20 protein-coding genes are annotated in these 24,197 nt (G+C 40.3%); 7 read left to right on the top strand and 13 right to left on the bottom strand.

Annotation, left to right across the window (positions count from 1 at the left end):
- Positions 1-63 precede the first annotated feature (63 nt).
- The 3 genes from BCU84_RS05555 (at position 64) to hrpA (ending at position 5,719) form a co-directional block, all read left to right on the top strand.
- A complete protein-coding gene (locus BCU84_RS05555; RefSeq protein ID WP_229370000.1) occupies positions 64-1,059 on the top strand; it encodes an isoaspartyl peptidase/L-asparaginase in 996 nt (331 codons plus the stop codon).
- 270 nt (positions 1,060-1,329) lie between these two features.
- A complete protein-coding gene (locus tag BCU84_RS05550; protein ID WP_102527104.1) occupies positions 1,330-1,746 on the top strand; it encodes a CBS domain-containing protein in 417 nt (138 codons plus the stop codon).
- Positions 1,747-1,843: 97 nt separating this feature from the next.
- Positions 1,844-5,719, top strand: coding sequence for an ATP-dependent RNA helicase HrpA (gene hrpA, locus BCU84_RS05545; RefSeq protein WP_102527103.1), 3,876 nt, complete (start codon positions 1,844-1,846; stop codon positions 5,717-5,719).
- Between the two features lie 664 nt (positions 5,720-6,383).
- Here hrpA and BCU84_RS05535 read toward each other — a convergent pair.
- The 3 genes from BCU84_RS05535 to ackA all read right to left on the bottom strand — a co-directional run bounded on the left by BCU84_RS05535 (position 6,384) and on the right by ackA (position 11,041).
- Entirely contained in the window at positions 6,384-6,833 is a 450-nt protein-coding gene (locus BCU84_RS05535; RefSeq protein ID WP_102527101.1) for a hypothetical protein, read from the bottom strand.
- Positions 6,834-7,631: 798 nt separating this feature from the next.
- Positions 7,632-9,776 carry a phosphate acetyltransferase gene (pta, locus tag BCU84_RS05530; protein WP_102527100.1) on the bottom strand — a complete coding sequence of 715 codons (2,145 nt, stop codon included), beginning with the start codon at positions 9,774-9,776 and terminating at the stop codon, positions 7,632-7,634.
- A 65-nt stretch (positions 9,777-9,841) separates the two neighbouring features.
- A complete protein-coding gene (gene ackA, locus BCU84_RS05525) occupies positions 9,842-11,041 on the bottom strand; it encodes an acetate kinase (RefSeq protein WP_102527099.1) in 1,200 nt (399 codons plus the stop codon).
- Positions 11,042-11,217: 176 nt separating this feature from the next.
- Here ackA and yfbV point away from each other — a divergent pair, with 176 nt between their 5' ends.
- Complete coding sequence (gene yfbV, locus BCU84_RS05520) at positions 11,218-11,661, top strand: terminus macrodomain insulation protein YfbV (RefSeq protein ID WP_102527098.1); 444 nt, start codon at positions 11,218-11,220, stop codon at positions 11,659-11,661.
- A gap of 20 nt (positions 11,662-11,681) precedes the next feature.
- Here yfbV and pflA read toward each other — a convergent pair whose 3' ends face one another.
- Both pflA and pflB read right to left on the bottom strand, forming a co-directional pair.
- The gene (gene pflA / locus BCU84_RS05515) at positions 11,682-12,416 is read right to left on the bottom strand and encodes a pyruvate formate lyase 1-activating protein (protein WP_102527179.1); all 735 of its coding nucleotides are present in this window, start codon (positions 12,414-12,416) and stop codon (positions 11,682-11,684) included.
- Between the two features lie 87 nt (positions 12,417-12,503).
- Positions 12,504-14,786 (bottom strand): formate C-acetyltransferase, encoded by a 2,283-nt coding sequence (gene pflB, locus BCU84_RS05510; protein WP_102527097.1) that lies wholly within the window; start codon positions 14,784-14,786, stop codon positions 12,504-12,506.
- 637 nt (positions 14,787-15,423) lie between these two features.
- Here pflB and focA point away from each other — a divergent pair.
- Positions 15,424-16,371 (top strand): formate transporter FocA, encoded by a 948-nt coding sequence (focA, locus tag BCU84_RS05505; protein WP_102527096.1) that lies wholly within the window; start codon positions 15,424-15,426, stop codon positions 16,369-16,371.
- 112 nt (positions 16,372-16,483) lie between these two features.
- Here the strand turns inward: focA and BCU84_RS05500 are convergent, their stop codons facing one another.
- The 3 genes from BCU84_RS05500 to BCU84_RS05490 are packed head-to-tail and all read right to left on the bottom strand — an operon-like array spanning position 16,484 to position 18,235.
- The gene (locus BCU84_RS05500; protein ID WP_102527095.1) at positions 16,484-17,338 is read right to left on the bottom strand and encodes an SDR family oxidoreductase; all 855 of its coding nucleotides are present in this window, start codon (positions 17,336-17,338) and stop codon (positions 16,484-16,486) included.
- A gap of 51 nt (positions 17,339-17,389) precedes the next feature.
- Positions 17,390-17,701, bottom strand: a complete 312-nt coding sequence (locus BCU84_RS05495) for a DUF3861 domain-containing protein (RefSeq protein WP_102527094.1) — start codon at positions 17,699-17,701, stop codon at positions 17,390-17,392.
- Positions 17,702-17,743: 42 nt separating this feature from the next.
- Positions 17,744-18,235 carry a DUF2798 domain-containing protein gene (locus tag BCU84_RS05490; RefSeq protein ID WP_102527093.1) on the bottom strand — a complete coding sequence of 164 codons (492 nt, stop codon included), beginning with the start codon at positions 18,233-18,235 and terminating at the stop codon, positions 17,744-17,746.
- A gap of 98 nt (positions 18,236-18,333) precedes the next feature.
- Between BCU84_RS05490 and BCU84_RS05485 the strand changes: the two genes are divergently transcribed.
- On the top strand, positions 18,334-18,765 hold the full coding sequence (locus BCU84_RS05485) for a MarR family transcriptional regulator (protein ID WP_102527092.1): 432 nt from the start codon (positions 18,334-18,336) through the stop codon (positions 18,763-18,765).
- Positions 18,766-18,908: 143 nt separating this feature from the next.
- Here BCU84_RS05485 and BCU84_RS05480 read toward each other — a convergent pair whose 3' ends face one another.
- From BCU84_RS05480 to BCU84_RS05470, 3 genes are all read right to left on the bottom strand, one after another.
- Positions 18,909-20,114 carry a multidrug effflux MFS transporter gene (locus tag BCU84_RS05480; RefSeq protein ID WP_198589530.1) on the bottom strand — a complete coding sequence of 402 codons (1,206 nt, stop codon included), beginning with the start codon at positions 20,112-20,114 and terminating at the stop codon, positions 18,909-18,911.
- Positions 20,115-20,245: 131 nt separating this feature from the next.
- Positions 20,246-20,797, bottom strand: coding sequence for a DUF1415 domain-containing protein (locus tag BCU84_RS05475; protein ID WP_102527091.1), 552 nt, complete (start codon positions 20,795-20,797; stop codon positions 20,246-20,248).
- A 51-nt stretch (positions 20,798-20,848) separates the two neighbouring features.
- Complete coding sequence (locus BCU84_RS05470; RefSeq protein WP_102527090.1) at positions 20,849-21,445, bottom strand: LysE family translocator; 597 nt, start codon at positions 21,443-21,445, stop codon at positions 20,849-20,851.
- A 319-nt stretch (positions 21,446-21,764) separates the two neighbouring features.
- Here BCU84_RS05470 and BCU84_RS05465 point away from each other — a divergent pair, with 319 nt between their 5' ends.
- Positions 21,765-22,343: a DUF4136 domain-containing protein gene (locus tag BCU84_RS05465; RefSeq protein WP_102527089.1), complete on the top strand. Its 579-nt coding sequence runs from the start codon at positions 21,765-21,767 to the stop codon at positions 22,341-22,343.
- Between the two features lie 90 nt (positions 22,344-22,433).
- Here BCU84_RS05465 and BCU84_RS05460 read toward each other — a convergent pair whose 3' ends face one another.
- Positions 22,434-23,252 (bottom strand): DUF2797 domain-containing protein, encoded by an 819-nt coding sequence (locus tag BCU84_RS05460; RefSeq protein ID WP_102527088.1) that lies wholly within the window; start codon positions 23,250-23,252, stop codon positions 22,434-22,436.
- 292 nt (positions 23,253-23,544) lie between these two features.
- On the bottom strand, positions 23,545-24,051 hold the full coding sequence (locus BCU84_RS05455) for an ACT domain-containing protein (RefSeq protein ID WP_102527087.1): 507 nt from the start codon (positions 24,049-24,051) through the stop codon (positions 23,545-23,547).
- Positions 24,052-24,197: the final 146 nt, after the last annotated feature.

The following is a 24,197-nucleotide window of genomic DNA, read 5'->3' as shown; positions in this document are numbered from 1 at the left end:
AGATACAAACCGATCAAGGACTTGCTTAAAATGAAAACAATAACGCTCGCTTTCGCTATTTCAATGACACTTTTTTCCAGTATATCTTTTGCTAATAATGACAAGCCATTTGCATTAGCCATTCATGGTGGGGCTGGTACGATCAAAAAATCCAGTTTTACGCCAGAACAAGAACAAGCCTATCGTGCCAAATTAAAAGAGGCAGTAGATGCTGGCTACACGGTACTAGAAAAGGGTGGTTCAAGCCTTACAGCAGTCACAACAGCCATTAATGTGCTTGAAGATTCACCGTATTTCAATGCAGGTAAAGGTGCGGTTTATACCCATAATGAAGAGCATGAAATGGATGCGTCTATCATGGACGGTAATACCATGAATGCAGGCGCAGTTGCGGGCGTTAAGCACATAAAAAATCCTATTGATTTGGCAAGATTAGTTATGGATGAATCTGTGCACGTTATGTTGTACGGCCAAGGTGCTGAAGAGTTTGCTTTAACCCAAGGAGTGCCATTAGTTGCTAATGAAACCTTTAATACTCAAAAACGCTATGAAGGATTACAGCGAGCTAAAGCTAAAATGGCCGAAGCCAAGAGTAGTGCTGATTACCAAGCGGCGCACCAACAATTAGACACAGAATACAAAGTGGGCACCGTGGGCGCTGTGGCATTAGATAAACAAGGCAACATTAGCGCAGGTACCTCAACAGGGGGAATGACAAACAAACGCTATGGCCGAATTGGTGATGCCCCTGTTATTGGTGCTGGCACCTATGCTGAAAATGGTGTTTGTGCAGTATCAGCCACAGGACATGGTGAATATTTCATCCGTTACCAAGTGGCAGGTGATATTTGCGCTAAAGTGAAATACCAACAAAAATCGATTATTCAAGCCGCTGATGAAGTCATAAACCAACGCTTAATCACAGCTGGTGGAACAGGCGGGGTTATTGCTATTGACCATCGCGGTAATATTGCCACGCCATTCAATACCGAAGGCATGTACCGCGCGACTCGAAAAAGTGGCGAACAAGCTAACATTATGATTTGGCGTGACCAGTAATGAGCTCATACTGTCGTTAATGGTTAGAATGGATTGGGCTTAGCTAAATGAAAAAGCATCAGATTATCTGGTGCTTTTTTATTGTCCATTCAAAGATGCTTTAGTTAAAGAAAGGTTTAATCGAATATCACAATCTATTAATTCAATCATCGCTTTATTAGGATTTTGACTACAATCAATATGAAGACTAAAAATAATACTAGAGCGTGTTGTTAGCTTTTGTTGTTAACTCATGTAGCTTGCGCAAGTAAAGGTTTAAGGGGTATCACTATGGATTCAATCAAAATCTCAGAATATATGGATCGTCAGCCAGTTTTATTAAAAGCCAATATGTCACTGGCTACGGCGGTGGAACATTTATTAGGCAAGAATAAAGCAGGTGCTGCAGTGGTTGATAATGACGGCGCCTTGGTGGGCTTTTTATCACAGCAAGATTGTTTATCTGTGATGCTTAAAAGTAGCTATCACTGCGATATGACAGAAACAGTGAAAGATTGTATGAAGACAGATGTATTAACCGCATCACCTGATGGCAGTATTTTACAGTTAGCAGAACAAATGCTTGGTGCTAAACCGAAAATTTATCCTGTAGTACAAGGCTCGAAAGTTATCGGTACCATTAATCGTACCGATGTACTCAAAGCAATGAATATCTATATGCAGCAATGTTACTTAACGCCTGCATAATCTAAGTATTTACGCCGCTGTTTTTTTTAAACTAATACCATTCAGTCTAGTTCCTTGCTAGGATCGCAGTTTTTGAAATACTTGCTAGGAATTAGATTTGAATTCGGACCAACACCCGCTCTCTAAAGCATACCTAAACTCTTGTTATCAAACCGATGCAGCAAGAATTCGTCGTCGTTTGTATCAATTAAATAAAGAGCCTCAGTCTGAAAAGAAAGATCAAGTCTTAGCAAAGTTAACCGAGCAAGCGACTCAAGCTTATGAAAAGGCGCAGTTAAGGCTTAAAAATAGCCCTGCAGTGACCTATCCAGATGCGTTACCTGTTTCACAAAAACGCGGCGATATTGCCGATGCGATAGCCAATAACCAAGTGGTGATTGTTGCGGGTGAAACAGGCTCAGGTAAAACAACCCAGTTACCAAAAATATGTTTAGAGCTGGGCTTAGGTACCCGTGGATTAATTGGTCATACCCAACCTAGGCGTCTTGCTGCCCGCAGCGTCGCTAATCGCGTTGCTGAAGAAATTAATAGTCCGCTAGGTGAGGTTGTTGGCTTTAAGGTGCGTTTTGCTGATTCTATTAGTCAAGATAGCTACGTTAAACTGATGACTGACGGTATTTTGCTTGCAGAATTGACCTCAGATAAATTCTTAAATCAGTACGATGCGATTATTATCGATGAAGCCCATGAGCGTAGCTTAAACATTGATTTTATTTTAGGGTATCTAAAACAAGTTCTTAAAAAACGTCCCGACTTAAAAGTGATTATTACTTCGGCAACTATTGATGTCGAACGTTTTTCAAAACACTTCAATAATGCGCCCGTCATTGAAGTCTCGGGCCGTACATTCCCTGTAGAAACCCGATATCGTCCATTGGTGCGCGATACCGATGCTGACTTAGATGTCAGTGATGGCATTTTCTCAGCGGTTGACGAGTTGATTGCTGAAGGCCCAGGCGATATTTTGATTTTCATGAATGGTGAGCGAGAAATTCGTGACACCACTGAAATGCTGCGTAAGCAGAAATATCGCGATACTGAAATTTTACCGCTCTATGCGCGTCTGTCTTATGGCGAGCAATCAAAAGTCTTTAAGAGTCACATAGGCCGTCGTATTGTATTAGCAACTAACGTCGCCGAAACGTCATTAACCGTGCCGGGTATTCGCTATGTGATTGACCTAGGTACCGCCCGAATTAGCCGTTATAGCTATCGCACCAAGGTACAACGTTTACCAATTGAGCCGATTTCACAAGCCAGTGCTAATCAGCGACAGGGGCGTTGTGGTCGTGTTGGTCCAGGTATTTGTATTCGTCTGTACGATGAAACTGACTTTATTCAACGTCCTGAATTTACCGATCCTGAAATTTTGCGAACCAATCTTGCTTCAGTTATTTTGCAAATGCTCGCGATTGGCTTAGGAGATATTGCTGGTTTCCCATTTATTCAGCCGCCAGAACAAAAACATATTCGTGATGGTTTTTTACTTCTAGAAGAGTTGCAAGCCGTTAAGCAAAAGCGCAAAGATTTAGTATTGACTAATCTGGGGCGTAATTTAGCGAAAATACCGTTAGATCCTCGCTTAGCACGTATGGTGCTTGAAGCTAAAGATATGAATTGTTTACATGAGGTAATGGTGATTGCTTCAGGTTTATCGATTCAAGATCCGCGCGAAAGACCGATTGAAAAGAAGCAAGCCGCCGATGAGTGTCATCGCCGTTATGCCGACAAGGACTCAGATTTTGTCAGTTGGGTGAACCTTTGGGATCATATTAAAGATCAAAAACACGAGCTATCAGCAAGCCAGTTTAGAAAACAATGTCGTGAAGAGTACCTAGCCTATTTGCGTGTACGTGAATGGCAGGATTTATACACTCAAATAAAACAAGCGGTTCATGATTTAAAGTGGCGTTTAAATGATACTCCTGCTAGCTATGACGACCTGCACAAAGCCTTATTATCAGGTTTGTTAAGCCACATTGGTTTTAAAGATGCGAATAACGAATATTTAGGCGCGCGTAATCGTAAGTTCTTTGTATTCCCTGGTTCTCCTTTGGCGAAAAAAGGGCCAAAGTGGATTATGGCGGCTGAAATGACCGAAACGTCTCGTCTTTTCGCTCGTTGCTGCGCCAAAATTCAGCCAGAATGGTTAGAACCATTAGCGGCGCATCTCATTAAGAAAAACCATTTAGAACCTCATTTTGAGGCCAAACCAGCCAGTGTTATCGCCTTTGAAAATCAAGTGCTTTATGGGCTGACAGTGGTGAATCGCCGCAGAGTGCAATATGGCCCAATCGATCCTGTGGAATCACGTGAAATATTTATTCGCAGTGCATTAGCTGAAGGGCAATTACAGACTAAAGAACCTTTCTTTATCAAGAATCAGCAACTGCTGAATGATATCGAGTCTCTAGAGCATAAGTCTCGTCGCCGCGATATCTTGGTTGATGAGCAAGTGTTGGTGGACTTTTATGATCCATTAGTCCCGCAGGGTATTTATAACGCGCCATTATTCTTTAAGTGGTGGAAAGAAGCCCGTAAGCAAAACCCTGAGTTATTAGATTTCAATCAAGATTTATTAATGCAGCGCAGTGCAGATCATATTTCAGCATTGGATTTCCCTGAAGTGTGGCACAAAGCCAATTTAGGGCTACAAGTGAGTTATCACTTTGAGCCAGCAGCTGTTGATGACGGTGTGTCAGTGCATATTCCGGTGGCGTTAATCAACCAAATCGACACTGATGATTTTGATTGGTTAGTACCAGGGCTTAGAGAAGAAAAAGTTGTCGCATTGATTAAGTCACTACCGAAAAATCTACGCCGTAATTTCGTACCCGCGCCAGATTATGCCCGCGCATGTGTACAAGCAATGGAGCCGTTTTCGATGCCTTTGCTTGATGCGATGTGTAAGCAGTTACTTCGTATGACAGGTACTCGTATCAGCGGTGATGATTTCGATTTAACTCAGTTAAGCGCTCATTTAGCCGTTAACTTCAAAGTTGAGGATGATAAGCATCGCCTTGTGGATCAAGGGCGCGATTTAGACAGCCTTAAAGATAAATTACAAGGCGTTGTGGCAAAAGCGATTCGTAACGTGGCTGAAGATGGTATTGAAAAGAAAGAGATAACCACTTGGTCATTTGGTGATTTACCTAAGCAATATCAAAAACGTAAAGGTAATTATGAAGTTAAAGCTTATCCGGCTTTAATTGACGAGAAAAGCCAAGTATCAATTAAGTTGTTTGATGATGAATTTGAAGCTGAGCGTCAACATCGTATTGGTTTACGCCGCTTATTACTGATCAATATACCGTCTCCTGTTAAGCATTTACAAAAGGCGCTGCCAAATAAAGCTAAACTTGCGATGTATTTCAATCCATTCGGGCAAGTGCAATTGCTGATTGACGACATTATTTCTGCATCGGTGCAGCAGCTACTTGATGAGAAAAAATTAGATGTTCGAAATGAAGCTCAATTTGAACAAGCTAAAGATTGGGTTAGACAAGAGCTAAACGGCTATGCAGAGCAAATTTCACTGCAAGTTGAGCAAGTATTGACGATTTATCAGCGGATTAAAAAGCGTTTAAAAGGCAAGATCAGTTTAGATATTGCTTTTGCAATGAGTGATATTAATAACCAGCTGGATAAATTGGTATTTAAAGGCTTTGTTGAGCACTGTGGCTGGAGTCGATTAGCCGATGTCGCTCGTTACTTAAAGGCGATTGAAAACCGCTTAGATAAGTTACCCGTTGATCCTACTCGTGACAGATTGCACATGCAAAGCATTGCTAAAGTGGACGACTTGCTTAAAGCGCAGCTGGCTAAAGTACCTAAAATGCAGCCAATTCCTGAGTCTTTATTAGAAGCTCGTTGGATGATAGAAGAGTACCGCGTATCTTGTTTCGCCCAAGTCCTTGGCACTGCTTATCCTATTTCAGAAAAACGGATTGTGATGCACATAAATCAAGTTTAACGACTCAGAGATTTATCACCTAAATGATAATTAAGCGAGTAATAGTCTGTACGCTATTATTCGCTTTTTATTATCTTAAACAAAAAGACCTGTTGTTAGTAGATTGTGTGGTGAGATGATTGAATGTGACATAAGTATACTGCTTTCGTGATCTTTCTTGTAAGACTTACAGTTTCACCCTACTAAAAAGCACTATAAAACGAGTTATTTACAAATTGAACATACATTTCTGAAAGCTTTTTGTAATTATTGGTGGGATTGGAACTATATGCTTGGTATAATCAGAACCAAGAAGTAATGATGGCTACTGCTTCTCTGTAAAGGAAAATGTCACCCCCTAAATAATAGACATTCCTTGCCCCCTACAAAACGACCTTAGGTTGATAGGAGTTACTATGGAAGTTCATGAATACGAAAATGCTTATTATCAAGTAAAAGATGACGTTCTAGAGTCACTACCTACTGATGAAGAATAAGTAGATTGAACTAATACTATTAGCTCTTTCTCAAGCATAAAAAAAGCAGCCTAGCTGCTTTTTTTATGCTTAAAATTTGATTATTTACAGTTAAAACCTTCGGTGTTCTATCTGTGACGATTTCTAAATAATGACATTTATTAATGCTTCTTGTTGTCACAGTAACGCGATATGAAAGCTAGTGCATGTTATAGGTCTATACGACCTTTCTCAGTTAATACTTCAACTATCGTCCAACGTTTGCCATTTTTTACCAGCTTAATGGTGCGGTCATCTACCCAAGGGCTACCACCACGTAAACCCTCCATCTTTACCTTTACATCAACCTCGTCGGTGAATTTTCGAAAGAAGTCGATGTCGATATCATCAATACTCATATTGACGTCAGTCATAGACAAACCGAGTACATGCCGCTGTACCGCAGAAGCGATATGGTAATGAGACATGATATCTTTGAGTTCTTGGCTTACATAGACTTTGGCTTTCTCTATATCACGCTCAACATAGATTGCAGTAAAAAAACCAATGGAGACCTGTTCAGGACTTAAGGCTTTTTCTAATCTGCCTTGTTGACTGTCTTCTGCTGGAGAGCAAGCCGTTATGAGTAATAAGCTGAAGATGACAAAATATTTATGCATGATTTTATTGCTGTTTCTACGTGATAAGCCAGTATCGCTATTTCAGAAGCTAGAAACAAGTTTCAAACTAGATTTTGCAAATTTTGTATAAATATCTTGACTGATAAAAGGAGACATGTCATACCTTAAGAGTAGTTATAAAATAAGTATTATTATCCATTCCTGACTTGCTGATAAAGTTTGGTGGATAACTTTGGGTTATCCACAAAATCTGTGGACAACTTTGTTGAATACTATTAGCCGTGTTTGTAAGGTTATAATATTTAACAATTTTAAGGGGTGGTTAAAAAATAACACCCTTCAGTTTACTTGTGTAAGTTTTTAAGATTATCTCAATATTTCTTCTTTTTTATCCTCTTTTTCCCTTGCAATTATATTAAAACTACTTACTGAAATACCATTATTAACTCAGTTTAATAACGTGATATTTATCCCAAGTATGATGAAACTTTTTTGACCCAAACTCTGCGGCTGAATGCCTATTTGTTGATAAAAGCTTATTGAAATGACTGTTGGTTTGTAGGAATGAGAAGTGTTCTTTTGAATTGAAAGTGGTTTATTAAGATGAGAATCAATTTGGTGAATTGCATAATAGGTTAGCTCTCTATTCTCTATTCTCTATTCTCTAATCTCTAATCTCTAGTTGTTAACTCTCGTTTTTGGCCTTTAACTTGTTAGGTTTAGCTTCTTTATAATCAGCTTGAATCAAAGACAATAAAAAAGCACTCACGTGTTAACGAGAGTGCTTTTTTGTCTTCCCAGGCTTCCATTTTATGGCGCTGGGTAGTTAACTAGCTTTTATTGCTCATTTTGAGCGGCTTGAATAGCCGTCAATGCAATCGTATAAACGATATCATCGACTAAAGCGCCACGTGATAAATCGTTTACTGGCTTGCGCATACCTTGCAGCATTGGGCCAATACTGATGAGATCTGCACTACGCTGAACCGCTTTGTAAGTTGTGTTACCCGTGTTTAAGTCTGGGAATACAAATACTGTGGCTTTACCTGCTACAGGACTGTCTGGTGCTTTAGAGCGAGCGACATTCTCCATTACAGCTGCATCGTATTGCAAAGGGCCGTCGATGATTAAGTCAGGACGCTTCTCTTTCGCGATTCGAGTGGCTTCACGTACTTTATCAACATCAGAACCCGTACCAGAAGTACCCGTTGAGTAACTGATCATAGCAACACGTGGTTCAATACCAAATGCCGCTGCAGATTCTGCTGATTGAATCGCAATATCGGCTAGTTGATCTGGGTTTGGATCTGGGTTAATTGCACAGTCACCGTAAACCAAAACTTGATCAGGCATTAGCATGAAGAAAATTGATGATACTAAGCTTGAACCTGGTGCGGTTTTAATCAGTTGTAGTGGTGGACGAATCGTGTTGGCCGTGGTGTTTACCGCGCCAGAGACAATGCCATCAACTTCGTCTTGAGCAAGCATCATAGTACCTAGTACCATGTTGTCTTCTAATTGCTCTTTAGCAACAACTTCAGTCAGCCCTTTGTGGCGACGTAACTCCAACATACCTTCAACGTAACGACCTCGAGCCTCTAGAGGATCGATAATTTGTACGCCTTCACCTAACACGACATCTTGAGATGAAGCGATACGTAAAATTTCTTCAACGTTACCTAACAGTACACAACGGGCAATGCCACGTTCAGCACAAATAGATGCAGCTTTAATGGTTCTAGGTTCTTCACCTTCAGGCAATACAATGGTTTTCTTTGCTGCGCGAGCAAGCTCAGTTAACTTATATCTAAATGCTGGTGGTGATAAACGGTGCTCGCGTGGTGAGTTTTGAGTCACGCTTTCAATCCAGCTTTGGTCAATATGACTTGCGACATATTCTTGAACGCTATCAATGCGAACAGCATCATCGACAGGTACTTCATGATCAAAACGTTGAATATTAAGCGAGGTTTGCCAAGTGTTACTGTCGATTAAGAATACAGGTAAACCTGTTTCAAAAGCGCGTTCACATAAGGCCATGATTTCAGGCTCAGGCTCGTAACCACCGGTTAATAAAAGAGCGCCAATTTTCACGCCATTCATTGCAGCAAGACAAGCTGACACAATCACATCAGAACGATCACCAGAGGTAACCAGTAAAGAGTTTGTTCGAATGTGCGTGACCATGTTTGGAATACTACGAGCACAGAAGGTCACTTTACGCAGACGACGAGTATTCATTTCACCAGCATTGATGATTTTAGCATTTAAATGCTTAGCTAAATCAGATGCGCGAGGTGAAACCAAATCGAGGTTATATGGCACACTACCTAGAATACGCAGTGGGCTTTTACCTGGAAGCTGGAACATTGCAGACGTATCATTAGTTGATGCTTCAGCGTGATCAAAGACTTCAGAAAGATCAGGACGAGCACGTCCTTCATCGTCAACAGGTGCGCCAATTTTATTGATAATTGAACCAATAAGACGTTTGTTTTTGTGACCACCCCATGAGTTGTAAGCGATCTCTAATCGGTTCATTAGCCCGTTAGGAGAGTCGTTACCTGGTGTGGCAATGAAAATCACATCGGCATCAAGTGCTTTAGCTATTTCAAAATTGATATCGTCAGAGAAAGGGTGAGTGCGAGTCGGTACTAAACCTTCAATCACAATCGTTTCAGTGTTGGCTGCACATTCGCTTGCTCGAGCAATAATTTGCTCCATTAATACGTCGATTTGCTCAGAACGAATTAAGTTCTCAGCATGTTCCATTGAAAATGGCTCAAGCGGATTAACAGTCGGTGAATGGCTTAAAATAGTGGTTGAACGTTCTGGGCCGTTATCACCATTGCGAATTTGTGCAATTGGTTTGAAGAACTGAACTTTAACACCTTTGCGTTCAAGCGCGCGCACCATCCCAAGGCTCAGTGAAGTCAAACCAACACCGGTCCCAATTGGGATTAACATAATATTACGAGACATAAAGACCTCTAAATTTAGCGTAAGTAAAGCCTGCTTGGCAGGCTGTTACGAATTGGCAATGGTGATTAAGCAGTGATCAGCTTAATAGCATCTTCCGCGATAACCCACTCTTCATTAGTTGGGATAACCATCGCGACTGTGCTGCCTTCTTCTGTAATAATGCCGTCTTTACCGAAACGTGCTGCTAGGTTTTTCTCTTCGTTCACGTTGAAGTTAAAGATAGCTAGCATTTCTAATACTTTTGCACGAATAATGTCAGAGTTTTCACCGATACCACCAGTAAATACCACAGCATCTAAACGTCCTAAAGGCACAGTATAAGAAGCAATGTATTTCGCTAAACGGTAGCAGAAGATTTCTAATGCTAAGGTTGCGCCTTTATGGCCATCTTTATAGCCGTCTTCAATGCCGCGACAATCATTAGTCAGTTCAGATATACCTAACAAACCACTTTGTTTGTTTAATAGGTTGTTTACTTCATCAATGGTGTAACCGAGTTGGTTAACTAAGTGATAGATAATTGAAGGGTCCATGTCACCACAACGTGTGCCCATAACCAAACCCTCTAGTGGGGTTAATCCCATAGAAGTATCAACACTCTTACCGCCTTTAACTGCAGTAACAGAAGCGCCATTACCTAAATGGGCAACAATTACATTAGTATCAGCTGTGTCTTGGTTAAGTACTTTAGCCGCTTCACGGCTAACAAATAAATGGCTTGTACCGTGCATACCGTAGCGACGAATACCATGTTCACGGTATAGCTTATATGGCAATGCATAAATGTATGCATGTTCAGGCATGGTTTGGTGGAATGCGGTATCAAACACGGCGACCTGCGGCAGAGCTGGGAACGAAGCCATTGCAGCACGAATACCGATTAAATGCGCAGGGTTATGAAGTGGCGCTAATGAAGCACAATCTTCAATACCTGTAATGACGTCTTCGTTAATGATCACAGAACGAGAGTACTTCTCGCCACCGTGAACGATACGGTGACCGATTGCTTCAATTTGAGCCGCTAATTCTGGCTGGTCAGCAAGAATATTGTTAACTATGTATTCAACAGCTTCACGGTGAGCGGTAAATGCGCCAAGTTTGGCTTCATTTTTTGCGCCGTTAACTTTCCATTTGATGCGTGAATCTTCTAAACCGAAGCATTCAGCAAGTCCTGATATGTGATCATCACCTGAAACAGCATCAATTACAGCGAATTTTAAAGATGAGCTACCGCAGTTGAGTACTAGTACGAGTTTTTGTGACATGTTGAGACCTTTTCGTCTGAGTCGTGCAAAGTTTAAATTGACGTGAAATGTGTTATTTCAACTATCAATCATAGTTAATTAATGACTAAACAACCGATAAATTTACCGTAAATTTGGGGCTAATTATCGCTGTGTGCTATGGTGCATATATATTTCAAATCTTATAGGGCGTAACGTTGAGCGTAAAAGTGTTCAAAATCATAGGTGACGGCCGTCGTTATATGAAAGCTTGGCCTATGGTTCGACAACTTGGGTTTTATTTCCCTGAATACCGCGTTGTTAGGGCAACCCATCTTGGCATTATGTTGATGCCATTTTTCGCTATCTTGGCTGCAATTAGCCAAGTGTATGTCAATGGCTGGGCGTTTCTGCCTCAGGCGATTGCGATACTGTTATTCTTTATCAGTTTGCCTATTCAAGGCTTGTTATGGTTAGGTTTACGAGCTAAACACCCATTACCAATAACACTGTTTGATTGGACCAACCAATTAACCACCAAAATGAGTTCCATGGGCATAACTTGCCAACCTTTAGGGGCTAAAGCGTGTTATTTAGATATGGCGCTTATTTTAAAAACGGCGTTTGAACGTTTAGATAAAAGTTACTGGGAACAGCTTTAATCGCTGTTTCGGTTAATTTATCAATAGTCAGCTTTTATACCGCGCTCAGTGAATACAGCCTTTATGGCTTCCATGGTTTCTTTACTAGGTGGTTTGGTATCAGCTAATGAGTAAGTCTCACCAAATGCTTCCCATTTGTGGGTGCCGAGTTGGTGGTATGGCAGTAACTCTACCTTTTCAACATTCTTCATTGGTTCAATAAAGTCGGCTAATGCTTTCGCAGAAACGAGATCTTCAGTAAAGCCATCTACAACGACATATCTTACCCAGGTCTTTTGGTTACGTTTGGCTAAATATTCTGCGAATTGCAACGTACGCTGATTGCTGACCTTGGTTAAATCGATGTGCTTGGCATCATCCATTTGTTTAATGTCCAGTAACACTAAATCGGTATTATCGAGTAACTCGTCAATCACCGGAGTGTATTTACGTACAAAACCATTAGTATCAAGGCAAGTATGGAGATCATTTTCTTTGCAGGCTTTGAAAAGTTCTGTCACAAATTCAGCTTGGAGAATGGCTTCTCCACCTGTTGCTGTGACGCCACCAGATTGTAGAAAAGGTTTGTAACTGATGATTTGCCCCATGAGCTCATCAACAGTGACTTCCTTACCGCCGTCTAAATCCCAAGTGTCGCGATTATGGCAGTATTGGCATTTCATTAAACATCCCTGCATAAACGCGACATAGCGGATACCAGGACCATCAACGGTGCCAAAAGATTCAATAGAGTGGATACGACCTGTGGTCATGATGTCTCCAAACAAGCAAAAAAAAAATGGTTGTACTAAATGTTATGGATGAACATAACGGTATATTAGTACAACCAATTTTAAGAAGTATTACAAGCCTTTAGTGAAAGTACGAGTAATTACATCTTGTTGCTGTTCAGGTGTTAGCGCGTTGAAACGTACAGCGTAACCTGAGACTCGAATGGTTAATTGTGGGTACTTTTCAGGGTTCACAATCGCATCTTCAAGCATTTCACGGTTCATAACGTTAACGTTCAAGTGCTGACCACCTTCGCTGTTAGCGTTACTCATGAAGTAACCATCCATTAGCGATGCAAGGTTAGAACGACGTCCAGTCTCATCTTTACCTAACGCATTTGGCACGATAGAGAAAGTGTATGAAATACCATCTTGAGCGTGAGCAAATGGTAGTTTCGCTACTGAAGTCAGTGAAGCGATAGCACCGTTTTCGTCACGGCCATGCATTGGGTTTGCACCTGGAGCAAATGGTGCACCAGCTGGACGACCATCAGGTGTTGTACCTGTTTTCTTACCATAAACAACGTTAGAAGTGATGGTTAAGATTGACTGTGTTGGAATCGCATTGCGGTACATTTTCTTGTTACGGATCTTAGCCATGAAACGCTCAACTAAGTCACAAGCAATGTCATCTACGCGTGGGTCATTGTTACCAAATTTCGGGTAGTCACCTGAAATATCAAAGTCGATTGCAATACCGTCTTCATCACGGATTGGCTTAACCGTACCGTATTTGATTGCAGATAATGAATCGGCAGCAATTGACAGACCAGCGATACCACATGCCATAGTACGACGAACATCACGATCATGAAGTGCCATTAACGCTGCTTCATAAGAATATTTGTCATGCATGTAATGGATAGAGTTAAGTGCTGTCACATATTGTGTCGCTAACCAATCCATTAAGCCGTCTAAACGACCCATCACATCATCAAACTCCAATACTTCTGAAGTGATTTTGTCAGCAACGGGGGCAATTTGTGTCTTCATTTTTTCATCTACGCCACCATTGATAGCGTAAAGCATGGTCTTCGCTAAGTTAGCGCGAGCACCGAAGAACTGCATGTGTTTACCTACAATCATAGGGCTGACACAACAAGCGATTGCGTAATCGTCAGATTCGAAATCTGGACGCATTAAGTCATCGTTTTCGTACTGGATTGAGCTTGTATCGATAGACACTTTGGCACAGAAGTTTTTAAAGCCCTGTGGTAAAGCATTCGACCATAAAACAGTAATGTTTGGCTCAGGGCTTGGGCCCATGTTGTATAAAGTGTGTAAGAAACGGAAGCTGTTCTTAGTCACTAAAGTTCGGCCATCTAAACCCATACCTGCAACTGATTCAGTTGCCCAGATTGGGTCGCCAGAGAATAACTCATCGTATTCAGGAGTACGTAGGAAACGAACCATACGTAATTTCATCACGAAATGGTCAACCATTTCTTGCGCTTGTTCTTCCGTAATAACGCCGTTAGCGATGTCACGTTCGATGAAGATATCAAGGAATGATGAAGTACGGCCTAATGACATTGCCGCGCCATTTTGGCTTTTAACTGCAGCAAGGTAACCGAAGTAAGTCCACTGAATTGCTTCTTTAGCATTCGTTGCCGGTAAAGAAATATCACAGCCATATTTTGCTGCCATTTTCTTCATTTGACCTAATGAACGATGTTGCTCAGCAATTTCTTCACGTAGTTGCATAGTGCTTGATAAATCTTCGCCAGCTTCAAAACCTGCTTGCAGAGAAGAGAACTGAGCGAATTTATCTTGCATTAGGTAATCGATACCGTAAAGCGCGATACGACGGTAATCACCAATGATACGACCACGGCCGTATGCATCAGGTAAACCCGTTAAGATACCTGATTTACGACATGCCATAATTTCAGGGGTATAAACATCGAATACACCTTGGTTATGGGTTTTACGTAATTCAGAGTAAGTGTACTTAACATCTTCGTCTAATACGCGGTCGTATGCTTTACAAGACCCTTCAACCATACGAATACCACCATTAGGTAGCATTGCACGCTTAAGCGGCGCGTCAGTTTGTAAACCAACGATAGTCTCTAAATCTTTGTTGATGTAACCAGCATCATGAGAAGTAATGGTTGAAACCATTTTAGTGTCGAAATCAACAGGAGCGTGAGTGCTGTTCTCTTGCTTGATACCGACCATCACTTTTTCCCAAAGTGTTTCAGTAGCTTGAGTAGCACCTGCTAGGAAAGACTCATCACCTTCATAAGGTGTGTAGTTTTTCTGAATAAAGTCACGAACATTAACTTCAGTTTTCCAATCGCCAGCTTCAAAACCTTGCCAAGCGTTTGCAAATAATTCTGTTTTATCGGTCATGGTAATTTACCTTCTCGTTAATTGACTGCTGATGTGCCATATGATGGTAGTGGATAACTGTTACAACCAATTGGCATATCAAAAAATTGAGACCCCTATAAATGGATAATTGATAGGGCATCTAATCTGTTAGCTTTTACAATAAAATCGTTACTGTAGAAGCGAATAATTCATCAAATGTAAATTGGTAAGACCAATTTACCTAAAGAATATTAGCATAGGTTTTATGCAACTTCACTTAATTAAATCAAAATCGAATAAGATATGGGCAAAAATGTTATCTGGCTAACACTTTTTGCGCAAAAAGTTTTTTAATCACTCATTAGTCACTACTCTTGCAGCTTATTGTTAGCTAGCTTTGTGTTGCCTTCTTATCGCTATATAGCTTTGCTATACTGTTTTATAGCATCTTTTAGATGAGCTGATCATTTATTAGCGAAAACTTAGCAAATATATGAAAGTGTTTAGCCAAGTTCGTATGAAAAACCTTGGTATTACCAATTTATTTGTATGATTTATAAATGACGTTATAAAGCAGTGATTCAGTTCAAGTCTGTAGCGCAAGTTTGTTTAGGTAAATAGCACAAGCGATTTACTTTGTTAATCCTATTTTAGTGTTAAAAGTTTTGAGGTTTATATGCAGAAATTAACCGGTGAAGAGCGCCAGAGTTCGGCGAATTCAACGACCGAGTTAACAAATAAGTCGCCAGCGCCAACAACTTATGAACAAGCTGAAAAGTTTGGTTTAGCAAAGGTGGCTAAAAGTCCTTGGCAGTCGTTTATTTTGTCGATATTTGCCGGTGCCTTTATTGCAATTGCATTTGTATTTTATGTCACTGTGACCACGGGCAGTACCGGTGGTTGGGGTATGACGCGTTTCATCGGCGGTATTGCGTTTAGTTTAGGTCTTATTCTTGTTGTGGTATGCGGTGCGGAGCTATTTACCAGTACGGTATTAACCTCTATACCTTGGGCACAAAAACAAATTAAAACGTCGACGCAGTTGCAGTGCTGGGCACGTGTATACGCGGGGAACTTAGTTGGCGCATTGATTATGGTGTTGTTGATTATGATGTCGCGGATGTTTGAGCTCAATGGTGGACAATGGGGGGTAAACGCTTTGAATATTGCCCAACATAAAATTCATCATACTTGGCTACAAGCATTCACTTTGGGGATTTTATGCAACATGCTCGTGTGTTTAGCTGTGTGGATGACATTTGCCACTAAAGATCTGTTAACTAAATCTTTTTTGATGATTCTACCGGTAGCTATGTTTGTCAGTAGTGGTTTTGAGCATAGTATTGCTAATATGTTTATGGTTCCCTTAGGTGTCGCGATTCACGCTTTTGCACCTGAGAGCTTTTATCTTGGGTTAAATATTAACCCACAGCAGTATGCCGATTTAACCTTGGTAAACTTTGTATTTAATAATCTCATTCCTGTTACTTTGGGCAATATTGTCGGTGGCGGTGTATTTGTTGGCTTAGGTTTTTGGTTAGTACAGCAAGATAAACTCGTTATTGGCTCACAAGGGGCTAGCAATGCTTCTTTAGTGGGTGAGCAAGAAGCAAGAAAGAAGTAAGCTTTATGAAATTATTCAACATTCGTAAATAAAAAACTTCCATTGATTATAACGCCCTGCAATTGCAGGGCGTTTTTATTGGTTCAATCAGTACTCTGTATAGCACGCTGAATTAAGCCAAACTTTGCTTCAAGTCGGTAAAGTATTTATCCCAGCCGATGTGCGCTCTGCCTGCAGCTAGATTAAAATGACTTGGATTATCTGCTTTACCTTCAAGAATACCTTGATAAATCCCCGCAATAACAGTCCCAATAAAGTCACCCAACTCTGCCACTCTATCTTGCTGATATTCTTCAACCGTCATTGGGGTGTAAATCAATGAGGTGCCAAAGGCTAGATTCATATAATCAGCCAGTTGGTATTGAGTCATTGATTCACCATGGAGATTATATGTTTGCCCATTGTGTTTACTCTCGGTAAGCATTCGGGCATAGGCGTAGGCAAGTTCGCTGCGAGTGGTGTAACCGCATTTTCCGTTATTAGCGCAATTGGCAATCACACCTGATTTTTTGTAGCTGTCTATATATTCAATATCGGGTTCAATATAGATCCCATTGCGGCCAATGACCCAGTCTACACCGCTTTCACGAATGTCTTGCTCTGTCTGACGGTTACTTTGTATCACAGGTGAGAAAGCAGTATTTTCTTCAGCACCTTGAACACTGGTGTACACAATCTTTTTTACGCCTGCTGTTTTTGCAGCATGAATGACATTACGGTGCTGCTGTATTCGATTATCTGGTGCATCCATCCCTGAGACCAATAGTAATACGTCTACAGTTTGTAGTGATTGGGCTAATTGCGCCGAGTTATTGTAATCTCCAGAACGCACTTCAACACCTAACGTTTTAGCATTCTCAGGAGTTCGCGCTAAAGCAATGATGTTTTCTTTAGGATTGATATCTAAAAGTGCGTTAACAATTGCGCTGCCTAATTGTCCGCTTGCTGCAGTAATAGCGATGTTCATAGATTGGCTCCTAAAGATATAAGTTGAGTGTTTCGGTAACGTCTGGCTTGATTATTTGATGGCGCTTTTTACTGTGCTTTTAAGGTTATGCATAAAAGCTTTAAAATGCGGCATAAAATCGACAAATAATGGATGCTTTCTATTTTCCATCATTATAGGTCCGAGTAAACGCAGTGAAACAGCAACTTTGGTCGCCAGCGATGTTTCGAGACCGCTTCCTTTTTGCAAGTTTTTAACGACATTAAACAAGTCTTCTCTATCTTGTAATTCAAAATCCAATTGCTGACCAGTTTGTTGTGCTGGTAGGTTGATTTCTTCAATGGTAATACGGTATTGATGATTTTTGCGGATAATTGAACTCATGGGGAATTCCTTATGTTGATATGACAATGAGGTAACGGTTGTTTAGCTTTTCAATAAAGCTTCGACCTTAGGTTTTATGGTGAGTGACACGAGCAGCATCATTGCTACTGCAAATGGTAGGGCGGCAGTGACTGTATTAAACCAAGTTGAAAATAATTGATTAAGGTCAGTCATCCCGATGTTATTGATGGTCGTCGATAGCGCTAAACCTGATTCCATTATCAGCGCCATGGCGATACCTATCAGTATGTTTTGAAACTTCTTATCCAATTTAGGTAGAAACTTTTCAGCAAATTTTGTCAATGCTGTCATCAATATAAAACCAGCAGGCATGACAGTTACCGTCGCGAGTAAAAAAGCACTTAACCACTGATTGAAAAAACTGCTGCTATATCCGAGATTAATATAGGTCATGACCCCCGTTATTGTGCCACCCATTAGTGTCATCATGCCTAACACTGTCAGAACTTTTACAGAGACCGGGGTTTTAGTTTCAGCGACGAGGGTCGACGTTATGGATGTTTGATTGTTCATTGTGTAACTCCTACCTTGAAAAAACCATTATTATGGTTGATAATGTCAACTATAAAGATTTAGTTGATAAAGTCAACTAATTTATTCGGAGCTAATTTATGCAAGATCGAAAATCCTTAGAAAGCTTGTTTCAATTGGTACATGGCTTAAAGCGTCAATTACATAATAATATTGAGAAACTTAATCTAGATATGGCGCCGATGAATGTGCGGGTACTTAAGGTGATTAATAAAAAAATCCCCTGTACTGCAATAGACATTGCGCAGTTTTTAAATCGTGACAAAGCTCAAGTCACTCGACTGTTGAATGGATTAATAGCGCAAGAATTAATTGTCAAAGAACCTAATCCAGAAGATAAACGCAGCCAATGTTTACGCTTAACTGAAAAAAGCCAGTTGATAATGGAGGATATTGCTCTAATAGATAAAAAAATACATGAGCAAATGACAAATGGAATTACAGAAGAGGAGCTTGCGTTGTTCGAAAATATAGCTGCAAAAATGGCTGAAAATTTGTCATCAAATCCTTAAGCCAAACAATTAGCAATGAAACTTTGATATAAATCTTGATATAAACGTTGAGCTAATTCTTGAGTTAACTCAAGAATTAATCGATGAATTTAACCGATGAATTTAACCGATGAAGTGATCAGCACTAAATCGGCTAAACTTGTTTAATGTTTATTTATTAAGTTATCAGTAACGAAGGGTTTGTTCTTGATAACTATCCATAAAGTAGCACCGAGTAAACCGACACTGAGTTGGATTATGCCTAAGTTGCTAATTAAAGATGCTTGGCTTATTGAGACTAAAACCATCCCCAAGGCACCACTCATCATGCTACTGAATTGGATCAGGGCGACTGCAGAGCCAGTGTCCTGAGTTTGTTGCTCTAGCATTAAGTTAGTACCTGGTACTCTCATGGTAATAATGGCCACTGTTGCAGGGGCCGCAATAACCGCAAAAGTTAATGCTGACATATGACCGATACTGAGAGTTAATACACCAGCGATAGTAAGTAAAATAAAGCACAGGGTAATGATTCTTTTTACAGTGATATAGCGTGACAAGTGCATATAAATCATTGGCCCGAATGCGGCGCACATAGCGTTAAAGGCAAATGCATAGCTAAATTGCTGCTCAGTGAGGCCAAAGTCATTTATATAGATGTAAGAACCCGCTGCTAGAAACCCCATCAATGCCATTGATGTCATCGAAAAGACCACTAATAAAATAGCAAATCTCGGGTTTTTAATTATCACAGCCAGTCTTCCCCAAGAGCGAAGCACTGAGCCAACATATTTTTTCTCTAAGGTTTCCTGGTAACACAGGGCTAATATTGCTGCAAATGTGCCATATATGGCGAGCACTACGAACATCATCCGCCATGAGGCTATTTGTAGCAAAAAAGCGCCAATCACTGGCGCAACCATGGGGGCGATGATCACTAAAGACATGATGGTGGCCATGATTTTCTCGCGCTCACGACCAGTAAAACTGTCTTTTACAATGGCAGTGGCAACCACAGTGACAGCACTGGCTGCAAATGCCTGTAAGACTCTTACACCAATAAGTTGTTCAATATTAGCTGAAAGCGCACAACCAATACTCGCAAGAATGTAACCACAGATACCGATGAGTAAAATGGGTTTTCTACCGAACTTTTCACTTAGTGGTCCCCAAAAAAGTAGACCCGTGGCATAGGTGACAAAGTAACTACTCAGGGTTAAGTTGACCATAGATTGATTAGTGTTTAACGCCTCAACCATGGTGGGCAAAGCAGGTAAATACAAGTCAATAGTCAATGGCGGAAATGCGCTAATAATGACGAGAAAAAATAGCATACCGGTTTGACCCAGTATCGATTGTGGATTTTTCAATTTGATACTCTTAAGTTGAACTGCACCGATTACTTACCCTGACTCATTCTCTTTAGGTTTATCCTTGTTATCTATATCTGCAACTATATCAGCTACCTATATCAGCTACCTATATCGGCTACCTATGTCTGTTATTTATTGACCTGACATTGTTTTAATAATGCAGTAAAAAAATCACTGCCTTTTCGCTCAGCAAAAGCAATATTGCGCTCAGGAATGGTTTCGGGTTCATCATATTCTGCTAGTGCTGCTTCCATACTGGCTTCGCGAATAATATGAATTGTTGGATAAGGTGAGCGATTAGTGTAATTAGCTGCACTATCTTGTGGTTCGCCTTCAAAACAGTAGTCAGGGTGAAAGCTTGCCAGTTGATAAACCCCTTCATATTCATGTTCAAATAATTTGTCATTAGCTAAGTCAACGATATCAAGATAACTGTAAAACCCTTCAAAGCCACGAGGCATGATAAACAATGTGGTTTCAACGTCTGGATTGTTGTCTAAAAACTGACACTCGCTGAGAAAGTCTTTCATCACTTGTTTGACTTTGGTCTGCTCACTGCAAAAATAACGAATACTGTTGCGCTCGACTTCGCGGCGGGCAAACGGGCAAATATTATATTTCATGATCACTTTACTGACCCAGTTAGCCGTTTCAATGTGGTATTCGGTTAATTCTGACATCTGACTTCCTGCTGGTTACTCTTGATATATTGATGACAATTTGGCGACGCGTTAATTAGGTAGCACCATAGGTATGATGGATAGCACTAATAATAATGCCATGCTGATATTAAAGATGCGTTGCTGACGAGCATTTTTAAGTAATTTTTTCAGTCCAATCCCAAAACTTAACCAAATGGACGCGCAAGGGAGTGCGACAAAGAAAAACACCACTGCAATGGTGATAATTTGTGGTGCCAACGGCTGCTGAATGTTAGTAAATGTCGCGATAGCGCCCACGGCCATTATCCAACCTTTTGGGTTAACCCATTGAAACGCGGCAGCTTGAAAAAAGTTAAACGGTTTGGCTGTTTTCTTGCCTTCTAAATTACTTGAGCTATTGGCAATTAACCAAGACAGATACAGTAAATAGATAATACCGGCTACTTTAATGACTTGGTGAGCGACAGGGTAAGCTTGAAACACAGCACTAAGACCAAGTCCTATAGCAAGTACCATACTCGGGAAACCAACAATAATGCCCAATAAGTGTGGAATACTGCTTTTTACACCAAAATTGACCCCTGAAGTCATCAACATTATGTTGTTTGGACCAGGAGTAATACCTGCAGAAAAGGCAAATAATGCAATGGTAATGACGAGTTCCATAAATTGAGTTTTTCTTAATCGGAAATTTTTTATCAGGCCTGCATTTTAGCCGTTATCCCATAGTGAACAAGCAAAAAGTGCATTTATATCGATTTTGCTGAGTTACAAATGTGGCGAAGTGGTTGGAAGTGTTTTTAATATTTGTTCTCAAGTGTTTAAAATATACTTTAAATATTCGGATTTGTTGTTATTAAATTTGAGTCAGGTTAGGTTAGGGTTCATATGTTAAATTAATTTTGATGCGAGAGTTCGCGCTTTATACCGATTGTGCTTGCCTGTGCGGTACTTGCCAGTTTCTGATTATAGGATTAACGGATAAATGATAAATAAACAATGGTGTTTATGGATAAGCTTAGCTGCCGTATTAATAAGCGGTTGTGCAAGTAATGAAACAATAATCGATCCCGTCCCAAGTCGCATTACTATGGTGACTTCAGGTGATTTAGGCATGATTTCAAAACATGCTAAAACCTTTAGTTGGCATCCAACGATGTTTACAGTCCATAGTGCAAATAAGATAGATGATGCTGAGTTAGTCAGACATATGCGTCAATCGATTACTAAAATAATGAATGCTAAGGGTTATAATTATGTGGCGGCTGATCAGTCTCCAAGTCTTATATTGGGCTTTGGGATGGCATTAGAGTCAGAAATCAATGATAAAGAAATTATGAAACGTGCGGGATTAGTGGCAGGCTTATCTACCAAAGGCGTTGATGACGATTATGAAAAAGGCTCTGTGCTGGTGGCGTTATTCAATCCCAATAGTATTCAACCAGTGTGGAAGGTCCTAGCGCAAGGCTTTACTGATACCGATAGACCGGTTGAAGATAGAGAGCAACGTTTTGATAAACTCACTTCGATGATGCTTAATTCAATCCCGAATCATATTATGTAATGTTATCGGGTAAATCATCTGGTTTCATGCAACAAAATAAAAAGGCCGTTGATTGTTATCAACGGCCTTTTTAGCATCTACTGACTTGTGCTAGACAGTAACATCCACTTCATAAGAACCAAACTTGCGAATGTTAATGACACCAGTATCAAAGATCAGGTATTGGCCTTTAATTCCTTGCAAAATACCAGTGACTTCTGGTGTTTTATCAAAGTTATGTGATTTCACTTTTTTAGGGAACTCAGTGATTGGGAATTTAATTCCTTGAATTGAGTTATCCAAACGTTCAATGACAAAATCTGGGTTCTGTTGCTTAATTTCTAATAAGCGCTCTTCAATAACTGGGATTAATTGATTCGCCATCTCGATGAGATCCACATCCTCATTATTGCCTTTGAGCATGGCTTGCCAATTCGTTTTATCGTTGATCAGTTTAGCTAACTCAACTTCCACTAAACCAGAGAGTTGGCGAGTGGAAACTTTAAAGATAGGTAAGCCCTGGGTTGCGCCTTGATCAATCCAACGCGTTGGAATTTGAGTGTAGCGGGTGATGCCAACCTTGATCCCTGAGGTATTTGATAGGTAAACATAATGAGGAACAAAACAGTGAGTTTGCGCCCACTCAGGTTCGCGGCAAGTCCCCTTATCAAAGTGGCAAGTTTCAGGCTTCATGATGCATAAATCACAGCTGGCAAGCTTAGACATGCAAACGTAGCAATGGCCTTGAGAATAACTTTTTTTGGTTTTTTTACCGCAACTACAACAGAAGATATTGCCCGTGTGAGTTAGTGTCAGTGATTGACCAATCAAAGGGTTAAGGTCAATGGTTTCATCGCCCACAGGCAGTTGGTATTGCACTTCATTCTGCTCATCAAGCTGAGTGCGCATTTTTGATAGCGTTCCTAACATCATTTACTCATTGTTTTTATCATTTGAGCTTAGTCTAACAGATGCTTGTAGGGATATTTAAACGGTTTTTTAGATTGAATAAGCCGTTAAGTGCAGTTGATGTTTATGACACTTATATGAAACTTTAAGTTTGTCTATAGACGAGGTTGTATAGAAGTGAGTAGAGGGTAAAGCGGTTGGAATCATGCTTATAACACCAGCGAATGCATTGGCCAATACGCTGGTGATATAGCTTGATGATGAATGGCTGAGCAGAATATTAGTCGTGTTTGCGCATCAGATAATGCAAGCTTTATGCAGTTTTGCTCAGTTTATCTAATACAACATCATCACCGAGTTCATAAAGTGATTCTGTTAACTGCTCTTCTTGGCTAGGATCAGATAAGCCTAGGCCCATCGTTGCTCTGAAGAGGGCAATACCGCTGTGGCTTGCTGTTTCCTGTTGGCTACTAAATTGCTCAATGTTAATACCAAGAGCGTTTATTTTATTAGATATTTCAAGTACTAAGCCTTCGCGATCATAAGCAACTAGATTAAAGCTTAAGCGTTTGATTGGCTGTGCTATATGGCCTGTTTTACAATAAGTGCAATTAAGTCCGTCAATACACTCTAATGCTTCTAGCAAGGCGTCCCATTTTAATGCAGAAACTTCTAACTGTAATATAGCGGCAAAGATACCATCTATATGACGCATTTCTGAATCAAGCCAATTACCATTGTGACGACTTATAACATTTGCTATTTGCTCAACTAGTCCTTTTCTATCAGGGGCTTGCAAGGTGACGAGATAACGCAACATAATTGAAACTCCCAAATTATTAACAAATAAATCTGCTGTAACACTACTGTCATATTTACGTCATATAATTCAGCCAATTAAAATTGGCATCCAAAAAATGTCATATAAGCTCGCTAAACTGCAACTTTTTAAACCAGCGATTCGCT

This window comes from Shewanella sp. 10N.286.51.B7, from assembly GCF_002873615.1.
GTDB classification, from domain to species: domain Bacteria; phylum Pseudomonadota; class Gammaproteobacteria; order Enterobacterales; family Shewanellaceae; genus Shewanella; species Shewanella electrodiphila.
The sequence above is the reverse complement of the archived record's forward strand: the minus strand, read 5'-3'. Positions and strand labels throughout refer to the sequence as shown.

Bases quoted from the DNA above. Each gene is read 5' to 3' on its own strand.
- BCU84_RS05555 (WP_229370000.1), top strand. From the start codon at position 64: ATGACACTTTTTTCCAGTATATCTTTTGCTAATAATGACAAGCCATTT.
- BCU84_RS05550 (WP_102527104.1), top strand. From the start codon at position 1,330: ATGGATTCAATCAAAATCTCAGAATATATGGATCGTCAGCCAGTTTTA.
- BCU84_RS05535 (WP_102527101.1), bottom strand. From the start codon at position 6,833: ATGCATAAATATTTTGTCATCTTCAGCTTATTACTCATAACGGCTTGC.
- pta (WP_102527100.1), bottom strand. From the start codon at position 9,776: ATGTCTCGTAATATTATGTTAATCCCAATTGGGACCGGTGTTGGTTTG.
- ackA (WP_102527099.1), bottom strand. From the start codon at position 11,041: ATGTCACAAAAACTCGTACTAGTACTCAACTGCGGTAGCTCATCTTTA.
- pflB (WP_102527097.1), bottom strand. From the start codon at position 14,786: ATGACCGATAAAACAGAATTATTTGCAAACGCTTGGCAAGGTTTTGAA.
- focA (WP_102527096.1), top strand. From the start codon at position 15,424: ATGCAGAAATTAACCGGTGAAGAGCGCCAGAGTTCGGCGAATTCAACG.
- BCU84_RS05500 (WP_102527095.1), bottom strand. From the start codon at position 17,338: ATGAACATCGCTATTACTGCAGCAAGCGGACAATTAGGCAGCGCAATT.
- BCU84_RS05495 (WP_102527094.1), bottom strand. From the start codon at position 17,701: ATGAGTTCAATTATCCGCAAAAATCATCAATACCGTATTACCATTGAA.
- BCU84_RS05490 (WP_102527093.1), bottom strand. From the start codon at position 18,235: ATGAACAATCAAACATCCATAACGTCGACCCTCGTCGCTGAAACTAAA.
- BCU84_RS05485 (WP_102527092.1), top strand. From the start codon at position 18,334: ATGCAAGATCGAAAATCCTTAGAAAGCTTGTTTCAATTGGTACATGGC.
- BCU84_RS05475 (WP_102527091.1), bottom strand. From the start codon at position 20,797: ATGTCAGAATTAACCGAATACCACATTGAAACGGCTAACTGGGTCAGT.
- BCU84_RS05470 (WP_102527090.1), bottom strand. From the start codon at position 21,445: ATGGAACTCGTCATTACCATTGCATTATTTGCCTTTTCTGCAGGTATT.
- BCU84_RS05465 (WP_102527089.1), top strand. From the start codon at position 21,765: ATGATAAATAAACAATGGTGTTTATGGATAAGCTTAGCTGCCGTATTA.
- BCU84_RS05460 (WP_102527088.1), bottom strand. From the start codon at position 23,252: ATGTTAGGAACGCTATCAAAAATGCGCACTCAGCTTGATGAGCAGAAT.
- BCU84_RS05455 (WP_102527087.1), bottom strand. From the start codon at position 24,051: ATGTTGCGTTATCTCGTCACCTTGCAAGCCCCTGATAGAAAAGGACTA.